This window comes from Streptomyces sp. NPDC051286 (genome assembly GCF_044455345.1).
In the GTDB taxonomy this organism is placed as follows: Bacteria; Actinomycetota; Actinomycetes; order Streptomycetales; family Streptomycetaceae; genus Streptomyces.
Window position 1 is genome coordinate 1 of sequence record NZ_JBITER010000007.1, and the last position, 20,950, is coordinate 20,950.

Sequence of the window (20,950 nt, forward strand, 5' to 3'; positions counted from 1 at the left end):
GTATCGGGGCGACCCTCCGCCTTGCGATCGCACGCACCAGACGCCGCCCGGCCCGCCCTACGGGCGGACGACGCTACTTTCGAAACACGCCCTAGGGCGTGTTTCGTCCTGGGGCCTCTTGTTCGGATCATGCCGGCCCGGCGCCCGTCACCAGCTCGATGATGCGCCCCCGGGCGAGCCGGCGCATCTCGTCCGCCGTGACCACCCGCTCCTCGTCGGGGTCATGGCCCAGCCTGGCCCGGATGCCGGCCAGCACCTGGTCCGGGTGCTCGGCGGGGCGGAAGGCGTCGAGGCAGATCACGAAGACATGGCCGAAGCGGCTCTCGTACGCGGCATGCGCGGCGCTCAGCGCGAGGTGCGCGGAGTGCGGTGCGGCGTGGTGCAGTCCCGGGGAGACCTCGGCGGCGAGCGCCTCGGCGAGATCCGCGGGCGCCATGTCGTACCCCGCCTCGTCTGCGGCGGCGAGGAGGGCGTCCAGATCGGGGTACGGGCGGTGAGCGGCCAGCCGCTGCGCCCAGCGGGCACTGCCGCAGCAGCCGAGCAGCGCGGCTTCGGCGTCGGCGGTGGGTGCGGTGTTGAACCGGTCGAGGCCGAGGGGGCGGGCACTGACGCAGGCCGGGGCCGGGCCGCGGTTCTGGGCGGGTAGCGAGGGCGGGCCGACCCGCCGCTGCGGTGGTTCCGGGAGGCCGGCGTGGGACTCGCTGGGCCTGGACAGCGTGGGACTCCTCGAAACATCGGCATCTCTGTGAGCCTGGTGCGGTGAGCGGGGTCGGAAACCAGGGAGACACAGGGTGAAGGGAGGGACGAATGTGCCCCAACGCTATCGGGGCCAGGCAACGGTTGTGCGACGGATGCACGAATTTCACCCGGAAGGGAGAGTTTCGGAACGCCTGATGGACGATTTGTCGTGGAGAATGCCCGGCTATCTCCTTATTTCTTCCCTTTATCCGCCACAACCGGAGGTTTCTGACCGATGTCGCCCTCGCGCGGAGCCCTCGCGGCCGGTGCGGCCCTCGTCGCGGCAGCCGCCGTGACGATCACCGTCGTCGTCTGGCCGGAAGGTGCGGACACCGGACGCACGGGGGAGGCGTCCGTGGCCGGCGTCTCCTCCCTCGCCCCCTCGCCGACCCGCAGTTACCCGCTCTCCATGGCGCCCCGGACCATCCCCGCCGTACGCGAGCACATCGCCGCCCGCGGTCCCGGCTGGCGGCCGGGCCCGACCAGCGGCGTCGTGATCGCCGGGGGCAGCGGATCGCTCGCGGACGAGGCGCAGCTGCTCGCCAAGGAGCTGAAGATCGGTTACCGGGGCGCCGTCCCGGCCCGTGCGGGCGATGTCGAGCTGGCCCTCGGCGCCCCCGGTGACGGGGCCCCCGAGTCGTACACCCTGAAGACCCACGACCAGCGGGTCGTCATTACCGGACCCGACCAGGCGGGTGTCTTCTACGGAACCCGCACGCTGAAGCAGTCGCTGCGCGCCGACGGCATGATGCCCGAGGGTGAGGTGCGCGACCGTCCCGACCGGCCGCAGCGCGGACTCAACCTCGACATCGCGCGCAAGTACTACACGGTCGGCTGGATCGAGGACCGGTTGCGCGACATGGCCGACCTCAAGCTCAACCAGCTCGGCCTGCACTTCTCCGACGACCAGGCGTTCCGGATCCAGTCCGACACCCACCCCGAGGTGGTGTCGCCCCAGCACCTCACCAAGGCGGAGGTCCGCCAGATCCTCGGCCTCGCGGGCCGGCTGCACATCGACGTGGTCCCCGAGATCGACTCACCGGGCCATCTGGGCGCCGTCCTGCGCGCCCATCCGGACCTCCAGCTGCGCGACACGGCGGGCGTGCGCTCGATCGGATCGCTCGACATCTCCAATCCGGGCGCGGCGAAACTCGTCGACCAGCTGATCGGCGAGTTCGCGGAGCTCTTCGGCGGTTCGTTCTGGCACCTGGGCGGGGACGAGTACCGCGCGCTGATGGTGAAGGACCCGGCCGCCTCGTACCCGCAGCTCCAGCGCGCCGCCCAGCAGAAGTACGGACCGGCGGCCGGGATCAAGGATCTCGCCACCGGCTGGCTCAACGACCGCGCGGCGGTGGTGCGCCCGCACGGGCTGCAGCCCAAGGCCTGGAACGACGGCTTCTTCCGCGGCGGAACCGTCCAGGCCGACAAGAACATCGAGGTCGAGTACTGGACGGGCAAGGAGTACGGCGCCCGGCCGCCGGAGGAGTATCTGAACGAGGGCCGGCGCGTAATGAACCTCAACGACGAGTTCCTCTATTACGTGCTCGGCCAGCCCCATGCGTTCGTCTACCCGACCGGGAAGCGGATCTATGAGCAGTGGACCCCGCTCGTCCTGCGCGGCACGCAGCCGGTACCGGCCCGCTACTCGAAGCAGATCCTGGGCGGCCGGTTCGCGGTCTGGGGCGACCTGCCGCAGGCGCAGACGCCGGCGCAGGTGGCGGCAGGGATCCGGATGCCGCTGCGGGCCACGGCCCAGAAGCTGTGGGATCCGAGGAGGCCGACGCTGAGCTGGGGTCAGTTCCAGGCGCTGGCCGGGGCGATCGACAAGACGGGCTGAGCGGGCGGTAGCGGATCACGATGGACAGCACCGTGGGCCGGGGGTGTGTTCGCCTGCCGCGCGCTCCGGGGAGGGGCGCGTTCCGTGCGCCTTCAGCTCAGAATCCTGGCGGTTCCACTTCATGCCCTTCGGCGGGGCGGGCCCACTGGACGATGTGATTCGGCCTCCCGTGGTGACGATTTTGAGCCATTCGGCGCTGAATGCGGTAACGGGAAGTGCCGTGTCCCCGTGCATGCGCGCAGGGGGACGGGTCGACGGGAGACGCCGATGAGCCTGCTGGAACTGATCGCCGCCGCCGACGAGCGGGGACTCGCCGCAAGCGCGGTCGCCTGCCTCGACCGCTGCCTGCCACAGCCCGCAGACGGAGCCGATCCGGATCCGCTGCGCCCGCTCTGGGTGGGGTGCGCGGACGGCTCCGGGTGGCCGGACCGCCTCGCCGAGGTGCGCGCGGTACTGGATGCCGCGGCCGATACGGAAGGGGCGGCGCCGCAGATCCGGAAGCTGCTGGGCGACGCGCCCGTGGACCGGGCGGCGCCGCAGCTGCGGGAGTGGGCGGATGCCTGCTCGCTGCTGGCCCTGGAGGTCCACCTCCGGCAGGACGCGGCGCCGCCCGCCGGGCTGGAAGCGGTGCGGTGCTGCCGCGAAGGTGATCCGGAGGGGGCCGGTCCGTTGCTGGCCGGGGAGTTGCGCCGACAGGTCCGGATCTTGGAGATGCTGGCGGAGACCATCGAAGCAGCGGGGGCGGGCGCCGGATTGCGTCAGGTGCTTGATGTCTCGACCGAGGGGCAGCGCGTGCTGCGCGCGGCGGTTTCGCGCCGGGCGCGGGGGCGGGGCTGACCCGGGGGACTCCGCACAAGGCAGGAGCCCCCCGGCCCAGGCGCCTGCGTCGAGGCCGGGATCAGGCCGGGTGCTCATCATCGCCATCGCCATCGGATGAGAGATGCGGAAGAGAAGCAGACCTTCGAGCAGAGGTGAAGGTTGCGCTTGCCGAACAGATTTGGCGTGTTCACAGCCGTGAGAACGAACACGATGGCCTTCGCGTGATGTTCCAGGGCCCCTGAGCGCTGGGTCAGTGTCGGTGATCGTCCGCACGGCGAAGGGCAGGGTGAATCATGAGCGGGGACGAGCGGACAACGTTTCCCGAGGCGGCGGTGATGCGCTCCTACACATCAGAGTTCGTCGCCCGGCTCACGGCGCGCAATCGGCTGCCCCTGGACTACTCGGTCGCCAGCCTCCGGCTCGTCGATCTGGTCGTCGACGGTCTGCGGCGGGACCAGCCGCAACGGAACCGGGTCGCCGGGACTCTGCTGGGGCTCGGGGCGTACACCGGCGAGGTGATCGTCCGTAGGGCCGGCGGGACATGGGTGGACTTCGACGCCGCACAACGGGAGCTGTTCCGGCAGGCGGTGGGCGTGCGGATGCCCGACGGACGGGTCTGGAATCCGCTCGGCAAGGTCGTCAACCGCTTCGAGTCGGGGGCGGAGGAATCGGTGCAGCGGCTGTATCTGCTGCTGCACGGACGGACAGCGCAGCAGAAGGCTGCATGCGGGTAGCTCGCACGTACGGGGAACCTGTGACGTTTCTGTGGTTGCGAGCGCAGAAGGAGAGAGGGGGGCTGCCTCGGCAGGAAACGGGCACGGCGGCCGGTGCCGGATCGGGCATCGAGTAGGGAAGTGTGTTGGGCACGGGCGGGGAGCAGCGCCGCAGGCAGATGTACGACGCCGAGCTCGGCGATGCCGTCGAGCGTGCCCAGCAGGGGGACAAGGACGCCTTCGCCGTCGCGTACCGGATGGTGCAGCCAGGCCTCCTCGGCTACGTCCGCGGACTGGTCGGCGACGACGCCGAGGACGTGACCTCCGACGCCTGGCTGGAGATAGCCCGCGATCTGGGACGGTTCCGCGGCGACGGAGCAGGGTTCCGCGGCTGGACCGCGATGATCGCCCGCCACCGTGCGCTCGACCACTTGAGGAAGCTGAAGCGGCGGCCCCGTACCACCTTGATCGAACAGGACGTGCTTCAGCTGCCCGGCGGCCACGACACGGCCGCCGCGGCCTTGGAGACGCTCTCCACCCAAGCGGCGCTGGAGTTCATCGGCACACTGCCGCGCGAGCAGGCCGAGGCCGTACTTCTGCGGGTGGTCGTCGGCCTGGACGGTCCTGCGGCGGCGCGCGTGCTCGGCAAGCGTGCGGGGGCGGTCCGCACGTCCGCGTACCGCGGACTCAAGCGGCTGGCGGGGCAGTTGTCCCCGGACCGGTCGGCAGGTGCTGTGACAAACAGGGTGAGCCGGACGCTGGGAAATGAAGAATGAGACACGAATCGCAGCGGCTGCCCGAAGCGCCGAAGACACCTGAACTTGCCGCCCTGCTCGCGGCAGCGCGGCGTACCGGGGCGCTCGCCCCCGGCGACGAGCAGCGCGCGACCGCCGCCTTCGTGGCCGCGCGGGACGAAGGCGCGCACGCCGCGGTGGTGCGGTGGCGGCGTCGACGTGACGACTGGCGTCCGGCGGAACGACGGCGCGGTGTGCGTTCGTTGCGGGTGATGCTCGGCGGCTTCGTGGCTGCGGCGGCGTTCGGCGGTGTCGCGGTGGCCGCGGGGTCGGGGGCGATTCCGGCACCTTTCGGCGGCGGTGAGCCCGACGGCGCGGCCGTACGCCCCACGCACACCTCTCCCGCAACTCCCGGTGGACGTCGCTCCAGTGAGGAATCGCTGCGGCCGGACGGCGACGGTACGGCGCTGGGGGACACGAATGCTCCGGGCGACGTGCACCCTTCCGGCCGGCCCGACCGGGCACAGGACGATGTCGCGCTGTGCCGTGTGTACCTCGGCGACCGGGGCAGGGGGAAGGCCAGGGACGCGGCCGCCTTCGCACGGCTGGAGGCGGCCGCGGGCGGTGCGTCGGAGGCGGCGGTGACGGCCTACTGCGACGGGCTCCTCGGACAGCCGTCACCGGGCGAGTCGAAGAAGGCCCAGGGCAACTGGGGCGTGAAGGGGAAGGCGGAGAAGAAGGCCGTGCCTGAGGGGAAGCAGGGCGGGCCGGCGCCTTCGAAAGAGAGCGGGACCCGGACCGGGAGCGACGGCAAGAACAGGGCCGCTGTCGACTGAATCGCCGACCGGTCCGTCACCTGGTTGGAGGGGCGTCCTCCGGGAACGGCGCCGGGCGGGATCCCGGACCGGCCGAACAGAGAGAACCGAGGGAGAACGAGGACGACCGGGGCCGCCACCCCCCACAGGAGAGGCCCCGGTCGTCTTCCGCGGGGCCGCAGGACGACCCCGTACTCTTCTCAGCGCCGTGAGTGCGTTTTCTGTCACACCTCACTGTGTCCGAGGACGTTGCGGCTTGTACAAGTCATGGACGCGGCCCCCACGGAGGACGTAGCGTGCGGAGTCGCGCAGGGTGGCGCGGTAGTGGTGACCAGCTGTGATTCAGGACAGCAGGGCGGGTTGAGGGAGTGCTGGGGGACGACGCGGAGCTGACCGCCGCGGTGCTCGCGGCACAGGACGGGGACGAGGACGCCTTCCGTTCTGTGTACCGCGCTGTGCAGCCGCGGCTGCTGGGCTACATACGAACGCTGGTGGGGGAGCCGGACGCCGAGGACGTGGCGTCCGAGTCCTGGCTGCAGATAGCGCGCGACCTCGACCGGTTCAGCGGGGACGCCGACCGGTTCCGCGGCTGGGCGGCGCGGATTGCCCGTAACCGGGCTCTGGACCATCTGCGCATGCGCGGCAGGCGCCCCGCGATCGGCGGCGACGAGACCGAACTGTCGGAGAAACCGGCCGAGTCCGACACCGCCGACGAGGCGATCGAGGCCCTGACCACCGGCCGTACCATGTCCCTCATCGCCCAACTGCCGCAGGATCAGGCCGAGGCCGTCGTGCTGCGCGTGGTGGTCGGCCTGGATGCGAAGAGCGCGGCCGAGACGCTGGGCAAGCGGCCGGGAGCAGTACGGACCGCCGCGCACCGCGGACTGAAACGGCTGGCGGAGCTGCTCCGCGCGGACAGCGACGACGACGGCGGCGACGAGAGCGGCGAGGAGGGCGGCGAGGAGGGTGCGTCGCGGGGAATTCTGCCGCACGGGAGCGCGGCAGGTCATGCGGCGGAGCTCGGCGCCGTACCCGCGCAGCGCCTTTCCCGGACCGGTCTGGCGAGGTCCGCCGGTGTGACGGATTCGCGTCAGTGGACGCAGAGGGACATGTGATGGCCGACGAGCAGGACGCATGGCTTGACAGGGACGCGGCGGAGCGACTGCTCCGTGGCGAACCGGTCGATCCCGGCGAGGGCCATGCGCGCGACGCCGCCGAACGGCTCGCGGCCGCGCTGGGCGCGGCTGCCCGCAGTGCCCGCCCGGCCACCGGTGAACTGCCGGGCGAGGCCGCCGCGCTGGCCGCGTTCCGGACAGTCCCGCGCACCGCGCGCGCAGGAACGAGGGCGACGGCATCGGCGGACGTCCCGTCGGCGGGACACACCGCGAAGGGCAGCGGGCCGCAGACGCTGGGACCGGTGCGCATCGGTCCTTCGTCCTCCCGGGGCGGCCGCACGCGTGCGCCGCGCTGGAGCCGTCCCGTCCGTTTCGGCCTTGCCGCCTCCCTCGCCGGCTGCGCGCTCGGCGGGGTGGCCGTCGCGGCAGGTACGGGTGTGCTTCCCGGTCCGTTCGGCAAACAGGCCGGCCCGCTGCCGGCCTCCTCGGTATCGGCGTCCGCGTTTCCGGAGGAACGGGACTCCGGGGACGCGTCCGGCACGACGACCGCCCCGCCGTCGGGATCGCCGGACGTGAACCCGTCCCCGGATTCTTCCGGGGGAACCCGCCAGGGCGAGGACGACCGGGACGGCACGCCCGGACCGGCCGGATCGCCGGACGGGAGCGATGCCCGGAACGGCGGGAGCGCCGGCCCCCGTTCCCCGGACGCGACCGACAGCAACGGCACGCCCGGCGGCGGCCAGGACGACACGTCGGGTGACTGGTTCGCCCGGACCCTCAAGGCGTGCCGCGACTACCGGGACGGCAAGCTCAACGACGCCCGCAGACGCCGCCTCGAAAAGCTGGCCGACGGCGCCGACAACCTGGACCAGTTCTGTCAGCGGATATTCGACGAGGCCGGTGACGAGGGCGACCAGGGGCAGGGAAACGGCGGCGCCGACGAGCAGAACGATGCGGGCGCAGACGCGGCGGGCCGGGCCGACGGCAGTGCGAACGCGCTCCAGTCGCTCTGGTTCGCGCCCGGTACCCCGGCCCCGTCGGCCTCGGAGTCCCCGACCGGTGTCGCCTCCCCGGAGGGCACGGATCAGGCTGTCCCGGTCGACGGCTGACAGCCTGTCGGGTGACCTTCGATCGGCGAGCGGCCACGCCGTGGCCGCCCGATCGGAGGTCGCCCGACAGGCTCTGAGCCGTTCCGGCCGCTCCGTCGGCACCGGGTGTGACACTTTTCGGCCCGTCGGCGCTGTACAGAGTGAGCCGACTGGTCATCGGCAGCGCACAGAGCCGGGGTTCCCCCCGTACCTTCGGCTCAGCGCATCTGGCGCGGGCGGGACACGTTCCCCCGGTCCCGCCCGCGCCCCCTTTCCTCGCCTCCGCTCACCAGTAGATGACGACCTTGTCGCCGTTGCGGACCTGGTCGAAGAGGGCGGCGATCTTTCCCTCGTCCCGAACGTTCACGCAGCCGTGTGACGCGCCGTTGTAGCCGCGGGCCGCGAAGTCCGCCGAGTAGTGCACCGCCTGACCACCGCTGAAGAACATCGCGTACGGCATGGCCGTGTGGTAGATCGTCGACACGTGGTGCCTGGACTTCCAGTAGATGGAGAAGGTGCCTTCGCGGGTCGGCGTGTACTGCGAGCCGAACCGCACATCCATCGAGGAGACGACCCGGCCGTCGATCATCCACGACAGGGTCCGGCTGTTCTTGCTGATGCAGAGCACTCGCCCGGTCATACAGCGCTTGTCGGGCCTGGCGGCGGGCCGGGAGGTCGGCGGGTTCAGCTCGGCGGCCGTCGGCTTCCGCGTCATGGCGACCAGCTTCTGCCAGGTGACGGTGTCCGTCCGGCCGGTACGGGACAGACCGCGCTTGCCCTGGAAGGACTGCACGGCGGCGACGGTGAGCGTCCCGTAGTAGCCCGTCGGGCTGCGGTCGAAGTGGCCGATCTGACGGAGCCGGGCCTGCAGCTCCCGGACCTGCTTGCCCTCGGAGCCGGTGGCCATCAGCGTCCTGCCCTGCGGAGCGGGCTTCGGTGCGGCGGGCGCCGACGGCGAGGGTGCGGCGGTCGGTGGCGAGGGGGTCGGCGGCGAGGGGGTCGCGGCGGGCTTGGCGTCGTCGGCCGCCGGGGCGGAGGTCTTCGGCGGCGACGAGGGCTTCGCCGCGGAACCGCCGGAGGCATGCGCCTGGCAGCCCGCGGTCGTGGCGGCCAGCGCCAAGACGGTTACGGCGGTCACCGCCGTAGCCCCTGTTCGGTGTGCCGTTCCTGCCCCGTGCCGGGTTCTGTGTATCCGCATCAGCCTCGGCCCCCTGATTCCTTCGTTGTCTCCTGGGACGGATTCCCGCTCTGCCCGGTTGCCAAAGCCCGCGCATGATGGTGAGTGCGGTGGCGAAGGCCGTAGGACGCACCCTGTGAGCAAGGTCCCAGCCGGTGCCCCTCCACCGGTCGCGTGCCCGCCGCTACAGTCCGTCGCGAGGACCGTTGGTTACCAGTTAGTAGCTTCAGTGGGAGGCACAGCAGATGACGCGCGAGTCGGAGTCGGGACTGCCCATCGAGCCGGTGTACGGGCCGGACGCACTCGACGGGTGGGACGCCGACGACAAGCTGGGAGAGCCCGGCGCCTACCCCTTCACGCGCGGCGTGTACCCCACGATGTACACCGGCCGGCCGTGGACGATGCGGCAGTACGCCGGCTTCGGCACGGCCTCCGAGTCCAACGCCCGCTACAAGCAGCTGATCGCCAACGGCACGATGGGTCTCTCCGTCGCCTTCGACCTGCCCACCCAGATGGGTCACGACTCCGATGCGCCGATCGCTTCCGGTGAGGTCGGCAAGGTCGGGGTGGCGATCGACTCGATCGACGACATGCGGGTGCTGTTCGGCGGTATCCCGCTGGACAGGGTCTCCACGTCCATGACGATCAACGCCCCCGCCGCCCTGCTGCTCCTCCTCTACCAGCTGGTCGGCGAGGAGCAGGGCGTCCCGGCGGACAAGCTGACCGGCACCATCCAGAACGACGTCCTCAAGGAGTACATCGCCCGCGGCACGTACATCTTTCCGCCGGGGCCCTCGCTGCGGCTGATCGCCGACATCTTCAAGTACTGCAGGGCCGAGATCCCGAAGTGGAACACCATCTCGATCTCCGGCTACCACATGGCGGAGGCCGGAGCCTCGCCCGCGCAGGAGATCGCGTTCACCCTCGCGGACGGCATCGAGTACGTCCGTACCGCCGTCGCGGCCGGCATGGACGTCGACGAGTTCGCCCCGCGTCTCTCCTTCTTCTTCGTCGCCCGTACGACCATTCTCGAAGAGGTCGCCAAGTTCCGTGCCGCCCGCCGGATCTGGGCCCGGGTGATGAAGGAGGAGTTCGGCGCGAAGAACCCCAAGTCGCTGATGCTCCGCTTCCACACCCAGACCGCGGGCGTCCAGCTCACCGCGCAGCAGCCCGAGGTCAACCTGGTGCGCGTCGCGGTCCAGGGGCTGGCCGCGGTCCTCGGCGGCACGCAGTCGCTGCACACCAACTCGTTCGACGAGGCGATCGCGCTGCCGACCGACAAGTCCGCCCGGCTCGCACTCCGTACCCAGCAGGTCCTGGCGTACGAGACGGACGTCACCGCGACCGTCGACCCGTTCGCCGGTTCGTACGTCGTCGAGAAGATGACGGACGACGTCGAGGCCGCCGCCTTGGAGTTGATGGGCAAGGTCGAGGACATGGGCGGCGCGGTCAACGCCATCGAGCGGGGCTTCCAGAAGAACGAGATCGAACGCAGCGCCTACCGCATCGCCCTGGAAACCGACAGCGCCGAGCGTGTCGTGGTCGGCGTCAACCGCTTCCAGCTCGACGAGGAGGAGCCGTACGAGCCGCTCCGCGTCGACCCGGCGATCGAGGCCCAGCAGGCGGCCCGGCTGACGAAGCTGCGGGCCGAGCGCGACCAGGGCGCGGTCGACGAGGCGCTGGGCCGGCTGAAGAAGGCGGCCGAGGGAACGGACAACGTCCTGTACCCGATGAAGGACGCACTGGCGGCGCGGGCGACCGTCGGTGAGGTGTGCAACGCGCTGCGGGAGGTGTGGGGGGCGTACGTGCCGTCGGACGCGTTCTGAGGCGATGTGCACCCGCGAGGGCGATCTCTCGCCGAATGTCCGTGGCCACGGATAAGCTCGTGAACAGTGGTCCCCGAAAGGAGGATGCCGTGGCCGTAATACAGCACGAGGAGCAGGTGCGGGAGCAGGAACAGCCCGAGCTGACGCTCGGCGAGGCAGCCGAGCAGCTCGCACGCTCGCTGCCTGGGCATCGCGTGGAGATTCTCCAGGGGAGGCTCACTGTGACACCACCGGCGGACGGAACGCACGCGCTGGCGCTGTCCTGGCTCAGCGAGGAATTCGGCGCCAAGGCACGCACGGTGGGGCTCAGGCTCGTCCAGGCGGTCGGCCTGTGGTTGCCCACCGGGCCGGACGACTACGCGATTCCCGATCTGTCGGTCGTCGAGGCAGACTTTCGGGACGCCCATGCAATGAAGAACTGCTACGCCGCCCACGCCTTCCGCATGGTGGTGGAGGTGACCTCGGCCAACTGGGCCGACGACCTCGGCCCCAAGGTTGAGGACTACGCCCAGGCGGGCATTCCGGTCTACGTCGTGGTCGATCGCAAGCATGACCAGGTGCTGCTCTGCAGCGATCCACGGAGCGGCGAGTACAAGAACAAGGTGTCCCACAAGCGCGGGACCTCGTTCACTGTGCCGGACGTGGTCGGCGTCGAGATGAAGCTCTCCGTGGACCGCCTCCTGGACGGCGGCGAGGACTGACCCCGGGACTTTCCGGACCCCCGAACCGTCCGCTGAGACACCCGAGCGGAGTGTCGTACCCCCGTGCGACACTCCTGCTCATGCTGGGTGTCACTGACCTTCCGACCTATCTCGTCGGCCTCGTGCTGATCGTTCTGCTGCCGGGGCCGAATTCGCTGTACGTGCTCTCGGTCGCCGCCCGCCGCGGTGTGCGGACCGGGTATGTGGCGGCTGCCGGTGTGTGGACCGGTGACACCGTGCTGATGACGCTGTCCGCGCTCGGCGCCGCCTCCCTGCTGCAGACGACGCCGGTGCTCTTCGCCGTCGTCAAGTACGCGGGCGCGGGCTATCTGACCTGGCTGGCGATCGGCATGCTGCGGGCCGCGGCGTCCATGTGGCGCGAGCGGCACCGGCAGATCGCCGAGCTGAGGGACGAGGCCGCCGGACCGGACGAGGCCGCCGGACCGGGCGGGACGAGGCCGACTGCCGGAACGGTGGAACGGCCGTACCGGCGGGCGCTGGTGGTGAGCCTCTTCAACCCGAAGGCGATCCTGTTCCTGATCTCCTTCTTCGTGCAGTTCGTCGACCCCGGGTACGCCTATCCGGCGCTGTCCTTCCTGCTGCTGGGCACGCTGCTGCAGATCGCCAGCTTCCTCTACCTGTCGACGCTCATATTCGGCGGCACCCGGCTGTCCGCCGCGTTCCGCCGCCGCAAGCGGCTGTCGGCCGGGGCCACTTCGGCGGCGGGTGTGCTGTTCCTCGGGTTCGCGGCGAAGCTCTCGCTCAGCAGCGTGTGACGTGACGTGACGTGTGACGTGACGGGGCGGGCGCCGATGCCGCGACGCCCGCCCCCGGCGCGGTGGATCAGTTTTCGGACGGCTTGGGGAGGACCTGCTCCTGGAACTCGGGCGCGGCCTGCTCGGTGCTCGCGGCGGTGCGTGCGAGGCCGTAGCTCTGCTTGGCGGTCGTGTAGATGAGATCCTGGTTGTCGGCGGTACGGAAGGTGTAGGCCCAGGTCTCGCCGTCGAGGGTGGTGTAGGGGAAGGCGGTCGGCACCGTGGCGGCAGCCTCGGACGACGCCCGCTGCCAGTCGCGCCAGACGCCGCTGGCCTGGAAGGTCTCGCCGGTGCTGTGGATGTAGCCGTCGGTGCCGCGCGCGACGATCTCGACGAGGCCGGTCTTCGGGGCGAGGACGGCGCTCGGCGCGCCGTCGGCGGTCAGCCCGTCGATCGTCTCCCAGGCGCTGTACGCGCCGTTCTCCACGGACTGGTGGGCGGTCACGATGTGGCCCTGGCCGTCATTGGCGAACACGTGGATGCGGTAGCCCGGGAAGAGGATGAGCGAGGGCGCGCCGCTGATGTGCTGGGCGCCGAGGCCGGTCCAGTCGGAGATGCTGCCGTCCTGGGTGAACCGGGCGGTCGTCAGCGTCCCGCTGGTGGTGGTGGCGAAGAGCTGGATGCCGTCCCGGACGGTGACGGCCTGGAGGGTGCCTTCGAGGCCGGAGCCCGTGAGCGGCATCCAGCCCATGAAGTCCGCATTGGCCCGCTGCTGGATGCGGTACCAGGGCTTGCCCTCGCCGTCGACGGCGAATTCGACGAGCAGCCCGGTGGGAGTCTTCGCGGTGATCGGGGCGTGGGCCATGGCTCCGGCCAGGTCGATCCATCGGTCCCAGCCGTCGCTCGCCTTCGCGGTCTGGTTGCGCTGCCAGATCCTGCCGGAGGTGTCCTGCGCGGTGAGGACCACGCGGCCGTCGCTGTGCTCGGAGACGGCGGGGCGTCCGGTGAACTGCTCGTCGATGAACGGGGACGACAGTGTGAACTTGAGGTTTGAGGCGTCCGCGATCCGGCTGTGCCGCAGGACGCCGGCCCCGTTCGTGTGCGCGAACTCCAGTGATCCGGTGGACGACTGGAAGACCGAGGTCGGGGTGTCGCTCTGCAGCGGCACCGGGGTGGACGCGGGGGTGTGGTCCGTGGTGATGCGGCAGGCGTCCGGGGCCCCGGAGACATTGGTGAAGTTCTGCCAGCCGGAGCTTCCGACGGTCTTCTTGTAGACCGGGAAGTCGCGGATGTTCTCGTCGAACCGGTAGTAGTGGGCGATGCCGGCCGACGTCACGCCGACCAGGGTGTCACCGCCGATGGAGGTGATCCCCTTGCTGTACTGCCGCCAGTCGGCCAGGCTCTCCACGACGTGCCGCTCGAGCCAGCGCTGGCTGGTGAAGTCGTAGCGCGAGCGGTAGAGCCGGCCGTCGGCGGCGGAACGGCCGTACACCACACCGGAGTCGGCGGCGACGATCAGGTCGTACCGGTTCCAGCCCTGGTCGATGATCTTGCCGCTGTCGGCGCTCCAGGTGTCGGCGGCGGAGTCGTACTTGAATGTGCGCAGCGCGCCCTCATTGTCCAGCACCCAGAGCCGGTCGCCCCGGTCGACGGTGACCTGGTTGCGGTCCGCGGCGTTGGCCAGCCAGCCGAAGTTGTCGCTGATCTTCTTGTGGTGGATGTCCCAGGTGCCGGTCGAGCCGACCCGGTGGCTCAGATACAGGCCGTCCGACTTGATTCCGTAGAAGCGCGCGCCCTGCCCTGCAAGCACCCGGCCGTATCCGTTCCAGCCGGTGTCGATCGTGCTGGGGGTCTCCAGACTCCCTCCACTGAGCGGAGTCGGCATGTCGTAACGCAGCAGCTTGCCCGCGGTGTCCACGGCGTATGTGGGACCCGTGGTCGTGCAGGTGGCGGAATCGGCCGCGTGCGCGGTACCGGGCAGGGCCACGAGCAACGGGAACGCGGCCACCACGGCGGTCATGGCAGCGGCCCAACGGGCGCCATTGAACTTCGAGTTGGCAGTCATGCAGCCGGACACTAGGCGAGCGGCGGTGAACGGTGCGGCATCGGATCGGTGAACAAGGCGACTCATTGATTGGCATGCGCATGAATATTTATGTCTGTCCCGGCGTGGGTCGGTCACGCCTCCGACATCAACCGGCCTGTTTTTTTCAAGCCGGTGGCGATGCACGCGTGTGCGCCGAAGGATCGCGCCCCGTCCGCTGATGCCCCGTGTGGCACGTGGAACCAGCGGTGGCTCCGTGGGCCTGGCCGTTGTCGTGACGCCGGCGTTCGGCTCGCCGTGGACGGCCCCTCGCGTGATGTGGTGGCCGGGGGAGTGTCCAGGCGCCGCCGGCAGGTGATGGAGGCACGTTCGAAGTGGGTGGCGGGGTCTCCGTCCCGCAGGCGGCCCGCCGTTGCCGCGATCACGCCGGGCGTCACGTGTGTGTCATCCAGAGTTCACTACCCGTCGCCCCGACGGCCACTCCGTCCTCGACGTGCCTGATTACGTTGAGCGGCTACAAGATCGAAGGCGAGGGCCGGCGTGCCGAAACTGTCCGTTGTCGTACCGCTCCACAATGTCGCCCCGTATGCCGACACCACACTGGGCAGTCTTGCCCGCAACGCGGCCGGAGACGTCGAATTCCTGCTGGTCGACGACTGTTCTACGGACGAGACGCCGTCCGTCATCGACCGCTGGGCCGCGAGACTGCCGCAGGCCCGGGTCATCCGGCACGACACGAACGTGGGGATCGCCACCGCACGCAACAGCGGGATCGAGGCGGCGAGCGGTGAGTTCCTCACCTTTCTCGACGGCGACGACTGGTACGCCCCCGGGCACCTGGACCGGCTCCTGGAAGCGGCGGAGGAACTGGGCGTCGACTTCGTCCGCAATGACCACGTCCAGGCGACGGGTACCAGCCGGGTGATCCGGCGCGCCCCCGCCCGGGTGCGGGACCGGGCGACGGACCCGCGGGCGGGGATCGCGTACCCGGCGATGGAGACGATGGTCGACTACCCCTTCGTCTGGGCCGGGCTCTACCACCGACGGCTCTTCGAGGACGGTGCCCTGCGTTTCGACTCCGCCCTGCGCACCGCCGAGGACCGGCTGTGGACCTGGCGGCTGCACCTGCGCGCTCGCACCTGTGCCGTCCTGGGGCTCCACGGGATCTTCTACCGGCGCGGTGTCACCACCTCGCTGACCCAGATCAAGGACTCCCGCCAGCTGGACTTCTTCCCCGCGTACGACACCCTGCTGGAGGAGCTGGCGCAGGACCCGGACGCGGAACTCCTCCTGCCCAAGGCGGTCCGTACGTACTGCGCGCTGATCGCCTTCCACAGCGAGAAGGCGGGCGAGTACGAGGCCGGCACCGCCCGCAGCCTGAGACGGGAGTCGATCGCCGCGCTGCACCGCATGCCCCAGCACGTACTGGACCACACACTGACGACGATGGACACGAAGCGCAGCACCTTGCTCCGACGCCTGCGTGACAAGCAGAAGGCCGCCTGATCCATGCCCACGCGCACCCAGATCTTCCAGGTGTCGACCCTGTACGGGGCCGCCACGCTCGCTGCCGCGCTCGACGCCGGCCAGTTCGGACCACCGGCGGAGAGCCGTCGGATCCTGCTGGTGTGCAACAACGCCCTGATACCGGAGACGGCCGCCGGACTGGACGCGATGCTCGGCTACGACCGCATCGCCGCCCGGTTCGACTCCGTCGTCAGCTGGAACGAGGCGATCCGCCCTTACCACCCGGGCGCCTGGGGTCCGCGTGCCGAGGACGTCGTGCTGTGGCAGCGCGCACTCCGGCTCGCCTGGGGGCTGGGCGAGGACCCCGTCGAACTCATCCTGGAATCCATCCAGGTCGACCCGGCCCGCGCACTCGGTGCGATCTTCTCCGAGAGCACCCTGCACGTCTACGCGGACGGCCTCATGAGCTACGGGCCGACCCGCACCAAGCTGCCCCAGACCATGGGCTGCCGCGTCCAGCGCGTGCTCCACCTCGACCTGGTGCCCGGGCTCAGGCCCATGCTCCTGTCCGAATTCGACGTGGAGACCGAACTCGTACCGGCGGACGCCTTCCGCAAGGTCCTCGGCGAGATCGCCGGTGCGGCGGACGGTGACCCGCAGCTTACCGACGCGGTGGAGCAGGCCCCCACCGCCGTGCTTCTGGGCCAGTACCTGGCCGCCCTCGACATCCTCACCGCCGACGAGGAGGAGGACCTGCACATCCGTATGCTGCGCGGGGCCGCCCGGGCCGGCCACACGTCCATCCTCTTCAAACCCCACCCCACCGCCCCCGCCCGCTATTCCGACGCCCTGGACCGCGCCGCCGCCGAGGCCGGGGTCCGGCTCGTCACGATGGACACCCCCCTGCTGGCGGAGACCCTCTTCGAGAGGTGCGCGCCCGCACTCGTTGTCGGCTGCTTCTCGACCGCGATGCTCACAGCCGCGGCGTACTACGGCATTCCCGTCGCCCGCGTCGGCACGGGCCGGGTGTTGGACCGCGTCGCCCCGTACGAGAACAGCAATCGCATTCCGCTGACGATCGTCGACCACCTCGTGCCCGATCTGGAGGACCACGACGGCGGCGCTGTGCCCGCACTGCCGCTCAGCTCACCGGCGACCCTGGGCCCCCTCGTCCGCACGGTCGGCTACTGCATGCAGTCCGAACTCCACCCGGAACTGCGCGGCGAGGCGGAGGACTGGCTGCGGGACCGGCTGGACGCCGGCACCCAGCGCTACTTCAAGCGCCGCCGTCTCGGCAAGCTCGACCTGCCCGGTGGCAGCGCCGAGGGCACCGCGGCCCGGCTGCGCCGGACGGTGCGGCGCACCCGCAACACCCTGAGCCGGTGACGGCCGCTCAGCGGGCACCTGTCCTTCACCTCCGCGCCATCCGCAGGAAGTGACTGTTCACCTCCCCGCAGTTCCCCGGGCCGCGGTGCGTTCATAGCCTTCGAAGACCATGTCATCCACCGTCTCCCCGGCCGGAACACCGGCCTCCTCGCTCTCACCCGCACCAGCGGACCCCCAGGCCGAGCGGGCCCAGGCGGCCCACCCGCGCCGCGAGCACCGTTACGACATCGATCTCATCAGACTGCTCTGCTCGGTCGGCGTGATCCTCTGCCATACGGGCTCCGCGTTCGTGAACGCCGTGGGCCGCAAGCCGTCGGGCGGCTCGGGCACCTACTGGGCAGGGCTGGCGGCGGACTCGGCGGGCCGGTTCGCCGTGCCCCTGTTCTTCGCGATCGCCGGGTGGGTCGTCCTCGTCGGCGCCCCGCCGAAGGACGGCGCGCGGCTGCGGCAGCGCATCGTCCGCATCGCGGTGCCGCTCGCCGTGTGGACGGCGGTGTACCTGGCGTGGGGTCGCTGGCGCGGTACCAATGACGATCCGGTCGGTGACCTGGCGCTCGACTCGGTCTTCGCCTCGGTGCGTCCCGCCTACCACCTCTGGTACCTGTACGCCTACATTCCCGTGATCATGCTCCTGGCCTTCGCGACGATGGTGAAGTCGGGCAAGCGGCCGTGGGGCCTGGGCGCGGCGCTCCTGGTCCTCGCCGTGGCACCGTCGTTCTTCGGTGACCTCTCCTCGGTCACGGGCTGGGACGTGCCGCGTTTCGGCTGGGGCTTCGGCCCGTACCAGTTGATCTACGCGGTGCTCGGCGCGCTCCTGTTCGCGCTGCCCGCCGGAGTCGTCGGTAAGCGACGCCTGCTGTGGCTGCTGCCGACGGCGGCGGCCCTGGCCGCGGTGATCGCCTACCAGTACAAGATCCACTACGCGATTCCGTACGCCAGTGTGCTGGTGGCCCTGTTCAGCGTCGGTGTGCTGCTCACCCTGCACCGGTTGAGCGTTCCCGAACGGCTGCGCCCCCTCCTGACCCGGCTGGCCGACGCCTCCTTCGGCGCCTACATGGTCCACGTCCTGATCCTCGGCGTGCTCACCGACCTGTTCGTCTCCGCCGACCTGACGTTGCCGGTGGCCGCTGCCCTGGTCGTCGCGGTGACCGCGGCGACGACGTTGCTGGCGTTCGGTGCGGCCCTGCTGTGGGCGCGGCTCGGGATGAGCCGGATGCTCGGCTGAGCCGCCGGGTCAGGACGAGCCGCACGTGGCGCGGGCCTGGAGGGCCGATCCGCCGCATGCGGCCCGTCCGAGGCCCAGACCGAAAGAACTCCGTCAGCGCAGTACGGTCCGCCCCAGCCGGCGGGCCCGGCGCGCCGTCCGTCGCAGGGCCGGATTGCGGGAGAGCGTGGCGAGTCTGCCGGGCAGACCGCCGGGGAGCCCGAGCACCGTCAGTTTGCGACGGGAGAAGAACTGCTGCTCGTCCGGTGTGACGCCGTCCTCCAGATATGCGACGGCGGCCGGCCTCAGATGCGGGTAGATCCGCGGCTGCATCATGAACCCCAGGGTGGTCACGAGCCGGCCCGGATCCCCGGGCGTCCGGGTGCGCCCCGTTTCGAGCTCGGGCAGCAGGGTGTGGGCGAGGACCGCCGGTACGCGATTGCTGTTCTGGTACGGGGTCAGGCGCTCCAGCAGCGTTCCCGTCCCGGTGCGGGCGGTGTCCAGACCGTACAGGTGCCGGGCGGTGAAGAGCGCGGTGGAGAAGCAGCCCACGACGAGTGCCGGGCGCAGCTGCTCGTACAGCGTCTCGGCGAGCACCGGTACGTCGAGAACGGTGAGTTCCACACCGAGCCGTTCGGCCTCGGACTCCAGGAGACGGGACCAGCGGGCGGGCGCCGTCGGATGGGGCTTGAAGACGATCTGCCGGTGCCCGAGCGCCGCGGCGCCACGCAGCATCCGCAGGTGGAGTTCCTCTTCCTCCTCCGTCGTGAGGATCTTCAGCGCCGAGAGGTACTGGCCGAGAAGGAGCGCCGGACTGTTGTACGGGACCTTCGGCGCGGGCGAGACCGCTCCGGCTTCCCCGAGGACCCTGCGGAAGGTGTCACCGGGGATGATCTGCGACTCCACGCCGAACTCCGTCAGCAACAAGGGCTTCAGACCCGGCACCAGATCGAGGTGGAGAAGGCGGCGCACGCGTGTACCGAGCAGCGGATTGATTCTGATCCGGGTGGGCCCGTAGCTCATCAGCCCGTCCGCGTACACGTCCACGGGCGCGCCCATGAAGATCCCGGTGATGGCGAGAGCCGGATTGACCTGGATGGATTCGACGGTGAGCTCGACGTCGTCGTCACCGAGCTCCCACAGCCTGCGCAGATGGCGTTCCCAGAGCGGGACGTCCTCGGGCCGTGGGGACCAGCCCGACGGATGGAACGGTTCGATCGCCGCGTTCCAGGAGAGCACGTCGTCGAACCGGCCGCGCAGCGCCTCGAAGCCCGGCATCGTGTCGAGCGCCGGTGCGACCTCGGGGACGGCGGCGTTGTTGCTGATCAGCAGGATGCGCCGGTCCGCGGGCCGGACCAGGCCCGCGTCGATGGCCGCGGCCAGGGTGGCCGCACCGTAGAGGGTGGAAGCGCAGAAGATCTGAGTGGTCATGCGGTGGCCCCCGCACCCGCGAAGGGCCGGCGGCGCAGCCGCCGCAACCGGGCGGACCTGTCGATGTCCATGGAGTCGATCGTCTCTTTCAGAATGTCCTGCGGCATACGGCGCAGTGCGGCCGCACTCATGTCGAGAAGACTGCGGGCCACGGTCGGTTCGAATTTGGAAATCGTCGCCAGATGATGGGAGATGATCGCGCAGTAGGTGCGTACGGCCTTCGGCAGCAGCGCGTCGGCCTCCGGATCCTGCGCGGTCTCCTCCAGTACCTGATCGAACGCGCGGATGAAGTCGAGCTGCCGGATGTCGCCGATCTGGGTGAGTGAGGAGGCGACACCGCGCCGGTAGAACACCCCGAGCAGCCCGACCGCGGCGAACGACTCCGCCTCCCGGTGCAGCCGCCAGATCCACGGCCGGTCCTCGGCGGTGCGCAGCCCGTCCGTGAAGTGGATCAGACCGCGCTCGACCAGGCGGCGGTGATAGGCACCGGCCCAGGCGAACGGGTAGTCGACGGAGGTGGTGCGGCCGACCGGGAGAATCGCGTCGCGCGGGCGCATCGGCACGTCGCGCAGGCCGTGGGGTACCCGTCGCACGGTGCGTGCCTTGGCGGTGCACTGCACATGGTCGGTCCGTACGAAGTCGCAATCCAGCCGGTCCATCGCGTCGACCAGGGCGGCGCAGTGTCCGGGAGCCAGCCAGTCGTCGCCGTCGAGGAACGTGACGTACAGGCCGCTCGACGCGTCGAGACCCGTGTTGCGGGCGCTCGCCAGCCCCTGGTTGTGCTCGTGCTGTCTCAGGACCACCCCCGGGATCTCGTCCCGCGCCCGGCGCAGGATGTCCGCGGTCCCGTCGGTCGAGGCATCGTCGACGAGGATGAACTCGAAGTCCTCGCGCGCGTTGGCACGCAGGCTTCTGAGGGTGTCGGGGGCGTATGTCTGCACGTTGTAGAACGGCACGATGACGGAGAGCTTAACCACCCGCGTCACGCTAAGTGCGGGTTCGGCATTTACCTTGTCCCGGAAAAAGACTGCGGGTGAACGGCGCATGTGGGAATAGTGAACCGGCGTGAATCCGTGGGTTGCCCGGCCGTTTTTGCGAGT

At 70.4% G+C, this 20,950-nt stretch carries 18 protein-coding genes; 13 read left to right on the forward strand and 5 right to left on the reverse strand.

Translation table 11 applies throughout. The features are described from left to right. Positions 1-127: 127 nt before the first annotated feature. Positions 128-715 carry a 2-oxo-4-hydroxy-4-carboxy-5-ureidoimidazoline decarboxylase gene (locus ACIBB8_RS09440; protein WP_398950520.1) on the reverse strand — a complete coding sequence of 196 codons (588 nt, stop codon included), beginning with the start codon at positions 713-715 and terminating at the stop codon, positions 128-130. A 258-nt stretch (positions 716-973) separates the two neighbouring features. Here ACIBB8_RS09440 and ACIBB8_RS09445 point away from each other — a divergent pair, with 258 nt between their 5' ends. The 7 genes from ACIBB8_RS09445 (at position 974) to ACIBB8_RS09475 (ending at position 7,880) form a co-directional block, all read left to right on the forward strand. Beyond that, positions 974-2,575: a glycoside hydrolase family 20 protein gene (locus ACIBB8_RS09445; protein WP_398950134.1), complete on the forward strand. Its 1,602-nt coding sequence runs from the start codon at positions 974-976 to the stop codon at positions 2,573-2,575. Positions 2,576-2,842: 267 nt separating this feature from the next. Then, on the forward strand, positions 2,843-3,412 hold the full coding sequence (locus ACIBB8_RS09450; protein WP_398950137.1) for a hypothetical protein: 570 nt from the start codon (positions 2,843-2,845) through the stop codon (positions 3,410-3,412). Positions 3,413-3,687: 275 nt separating this feature from the next. Continuing rightward, positions 3,688-4,128 (forward strand): hypothetical protein, encoded by a 441-nt coding sequence (locus tag ACIBB8_RS09455; protein ID WP_398950139.1) that lies wholly within the window; start codon positions 3,688-3,690, stop codon positions 4,126-4,128. A gap of 125 nt (positions 4,129-4,253) precedes the next feature. Beyond that, positions 4,254-4,883, forward strand: a complete 630-nt coding sequence (locus tag ACIBB8_RS09460; RefSeq protein WP_398950141.1) for an RNA polymerase sigma factor — start codon at positions 4,254-4,256, stop codon at positions 4,881-4,883. After that, entirely contained in the window at positions 4,880-5,677 is a 798-nt protein-coding gene (locus ACIBB8_RS09465; protein ID WP_398950144.1) for a hypothetical protein, read from the forward strand. Before ACIBB8_RS09460 ends, ACIBB8_RS09465 begins: the two co-directional genes overlap by 4 nt. 347 nt (positions 5,678-6,024) lie before the next feature. Continuing rightward, positions 6,025-6,771: an RNA polymerase sigma factor gene (locus ACIBB8_RS09470; protein WP_398950146.1), complete on the forward strand. Its 747-nt coding sequence runs from the start codon at positions 6,025-6,027 to the stop codon at positions 6,769-6,771. Next, positions 6,750-7,880, forward strand: a complete 1,131-nt coding sequence (locus tag ACIBB8_RS09475; protein WP_398950149.1) for a hypothetical protein — start codon at positions 6,750-6,752, stop codon at positions 7,878-7,880. Before ACIBB8_RS09470 ends, ACIBB8_RS09475 begins: the two co-directional genes overlap by 22 nt. Before the next feature lie 265 nt (positions 7,881-8,145). Here ACIBB8_RS09475 and ACIBB8_RS09480 read toward each other — a convergent pair whose 3' ends face one another. After that, entirely contained in the window at positions 8,146-9,057 is a 912-nt protein-coding gene (locus ACIBB8_RS09480) for a L,D-transpeptidase family protein (protein WP_398950151.1), read from the reverse strand. A 224-nt stretch (positions 9,058-9,281) separates the two neighbouring features. On the opposite strand from ACIBB8_RS09480, the gene ACIBB8_RS09485 reads away from it, so the two are divergent. The 3 genes from ACIBB8_RS09485 to leuE all read left to right on the forward strand — a co-directional run bounded on the left by ACIBB8_RS09485 (position 9,282) and on the right by leuE (position 12,339). Continuing rightward, positions 9,282-10,862, forward strand: coding sequence for a methylmalonyl-CoA mutase (locus ACIBB8_RS09485; protein ID WP_398950153.1), 1,581 nt, complete (start codon positions 9,282-9,284; stop codon positions 10,860-10,862). 89 nt (positions 10,863-10,951) lie between these two features. Next, the gene (locus ACIBB8_RS09490) at positions 10,952-11,563 is read left to right on the forward strand and encodes a Uma2 family endonuclease (RefSeq protein WP_398950155.1); all 612 of its coding nucleotides are present in this window, start codon (positions 10,952-10,954) and stop codon (positions 11,561-11,563) included. 80 nt (positions 11,564-11,643) lie between these two features. Continuing rightward, positions 11,644-12,339 (forward strand): leucine efflux protein LeuE, encoded by a 696-nt coding sequence (gene leuE, locus ACIBB8_RS09495; protein WP_398950157.1) that lies wholly within the window; start codon positions 11,644-11,646, stop codon positions 12,337-12,339. A 67-nt stretch (positions 12,340-12,406) separates the two neighbouring features. On the opposite strand, the gene ACIBB8_RS09500 is transcribed toward leuE, so the two are convergent. Then, on the reverse strand, positions 12,407-14,383 hold the full coding sequence (locus tag ACIBB8_RS09500; RefSeq protein ID WP_398950159.1) for a tachylectin-related carbohydrate-binding protein: 1,977 nt from the start codon (positions 14,381-14,383) through the stop codon (positions 12,407-12,409). Positions 14,384-14,902: 519 nt separating this feature from the next. Between ACIBB8_RS09500 and ACIBB8_RS09505 the strand changes: the two genes are divergently transcribed. The 3 genes from ACIBB8_RS09505 to ACIBB8_RS09515 all read left to right on the forward strand — a co-directional run bounded on the left by ACIBB8_RS09505 (position 14,903) and on the right by ACIBB8_RS09515 (position 18,440). Then, positions 14,903-15,868 carry a glycosyltransferase family 2 protein gene (locus tag ACIBB8_RS09505; protein ID WP_398950161.1) on the forward strand — a complete coding sequence of 322 codons (966 nt, stop codon included), beginning with the start codon at positions 14,903-14,905 and terminating at the stop codon, positions 15,866-15,868. A gap of 3 nt (positions 15,869-15,871) precedes the next feature. Further along, positions 15,872-17,215 (forward strand): polysialyltransferase family glycosyltransferase, encoded by a 1,344-nt coding sequence (locus ACIBB8_RS09510; RefSeq protein ID WP_398950163.1) that lies wholly within the window; start codon positions 15,872-15,874, stop codon positions 17,213-17,215. A gap of 109 nt (positions 17,216-17,324) precedes the next feature. Next, positions 17,325-18,440 (forward strand): acyltransferase, encoded by a 1,116-nt coding sequence (locus ACIBB8_RS09515; protein ID WP_398950165.1) that lies wholly within the window; start codon positions 17,325-17,327, stop codon positions 18,438-18,440. A gap of 93 nt (positions 18,441-18,533) precedes the next feature. On the opposite strand, the gene ACIBB8_RS09520 is transcribed toward ACIBB8_RS09515, so the two are convergent. Then, positions 18,534-19,850, reverse strand: coding sequence for a polysialyltransferase family glycosyltransferase (locus ACIBB8_RS09520; protein ID WP_398950167.1), 1,317 nt, complete (start codon positions 19,848-19,850; stop codon positions 18,534-18,536). After that, a complete protein-coding gene (locus ACIBB8_RS09525) occupies positions 19,847-20,827 on the reverse strand; it encodes a glycosyltransferase family 2 protein (protein WP_398950169.1) in 981 nt (326 codons plus the stop codon). The genes ACIBB8_RS09520 and ACIBB8_RS09525 overlap by 4 nt, the downstream gene beginning before the upstream one ends. Positions 20,828-20,950 lie beyond the last annotated feature (123 nt).

Bases quoted from the DNA above. Each gene is read 5' to 3' on its own strand.
- ACIBB8_RS09445 (WP_398950134.1), top strand. From the start codon at position 974: ATGTCGCCCTCGCGCGGAGCCCTCGCGGCCGGTGCGGCCCTCGTCGCG.
- ACIBB8_RS09450 (WP_398950137.1), top strand. From the start codon at position 2,843: ATGAGCCTGCTGGAACTGATCGCCGCCGCCGACGAGCGGGGACTCGCC.
- ACIBB8_RS09455 (WP_398950139.1), top strand. From the start codon at position 3,688: ATGAGCGGGGACGAGCGGACAACGTTTCCCGAGGCGGCGGTGATGCGC.
- ACIBB8_RS09465 (WP_398950144.1), top strand. From the start codon at position 4,880: ATGAGACACGAATCGCAGCGGCTGCCCGAAGCGCCGAAGACACCTGAA.
- ACIBB8_RS09480 (WP_398950151.1), bottom strand. From the start codon at position 9,057: ATGCGGATACACAGAACCCGGCACGGGGCAGGAACGGCACACCGAACA.
- ACIBB8_RS09485 (WP_398950153.1), top strand. From the start codon at position 9,282: ATGACGCGCGAGTCGGAGTCGGGACTGCCCATCGAGCCGGTGTACGGG.
- leuE (WP_398950157.1), top strand. From the start codon at position 11,644: ATGCTGGGTGTCACTGACCTTCCGACCTATCTCGTCGGCCTCGTGCTG.
- ACIBB8_RS09500 (WP_398950159.1), bottom strand. From the start codon at position 14,383: ATGACTGCCAACTCGAAGTTCAATGGCGCCCGTTGGGCCGCTGCCATG.
- ACIBB8_RS09510 (WP_398950163.1), top strand. From the start codon at position 15,872: ATGCCCACGCGCACCCAGATCTTCCAGGTGTCGACCCTGTACGGGGCC.
- ACIBB8_RS09515 (WP_398950165.1), top strand. From the start codon at position 17,325: ATGTCATCCACCGTCTCCCCGGCCGGAACACCGGCCTCCTCGCTCTCA.
- ACIBB8_RS09520 (WP_398950167.1), bottom strand. From the start codon at position 19,850: ATGACCACTCAGATCTTCTGCGCTTCCACCCTCTACGGTGCGGCCACC.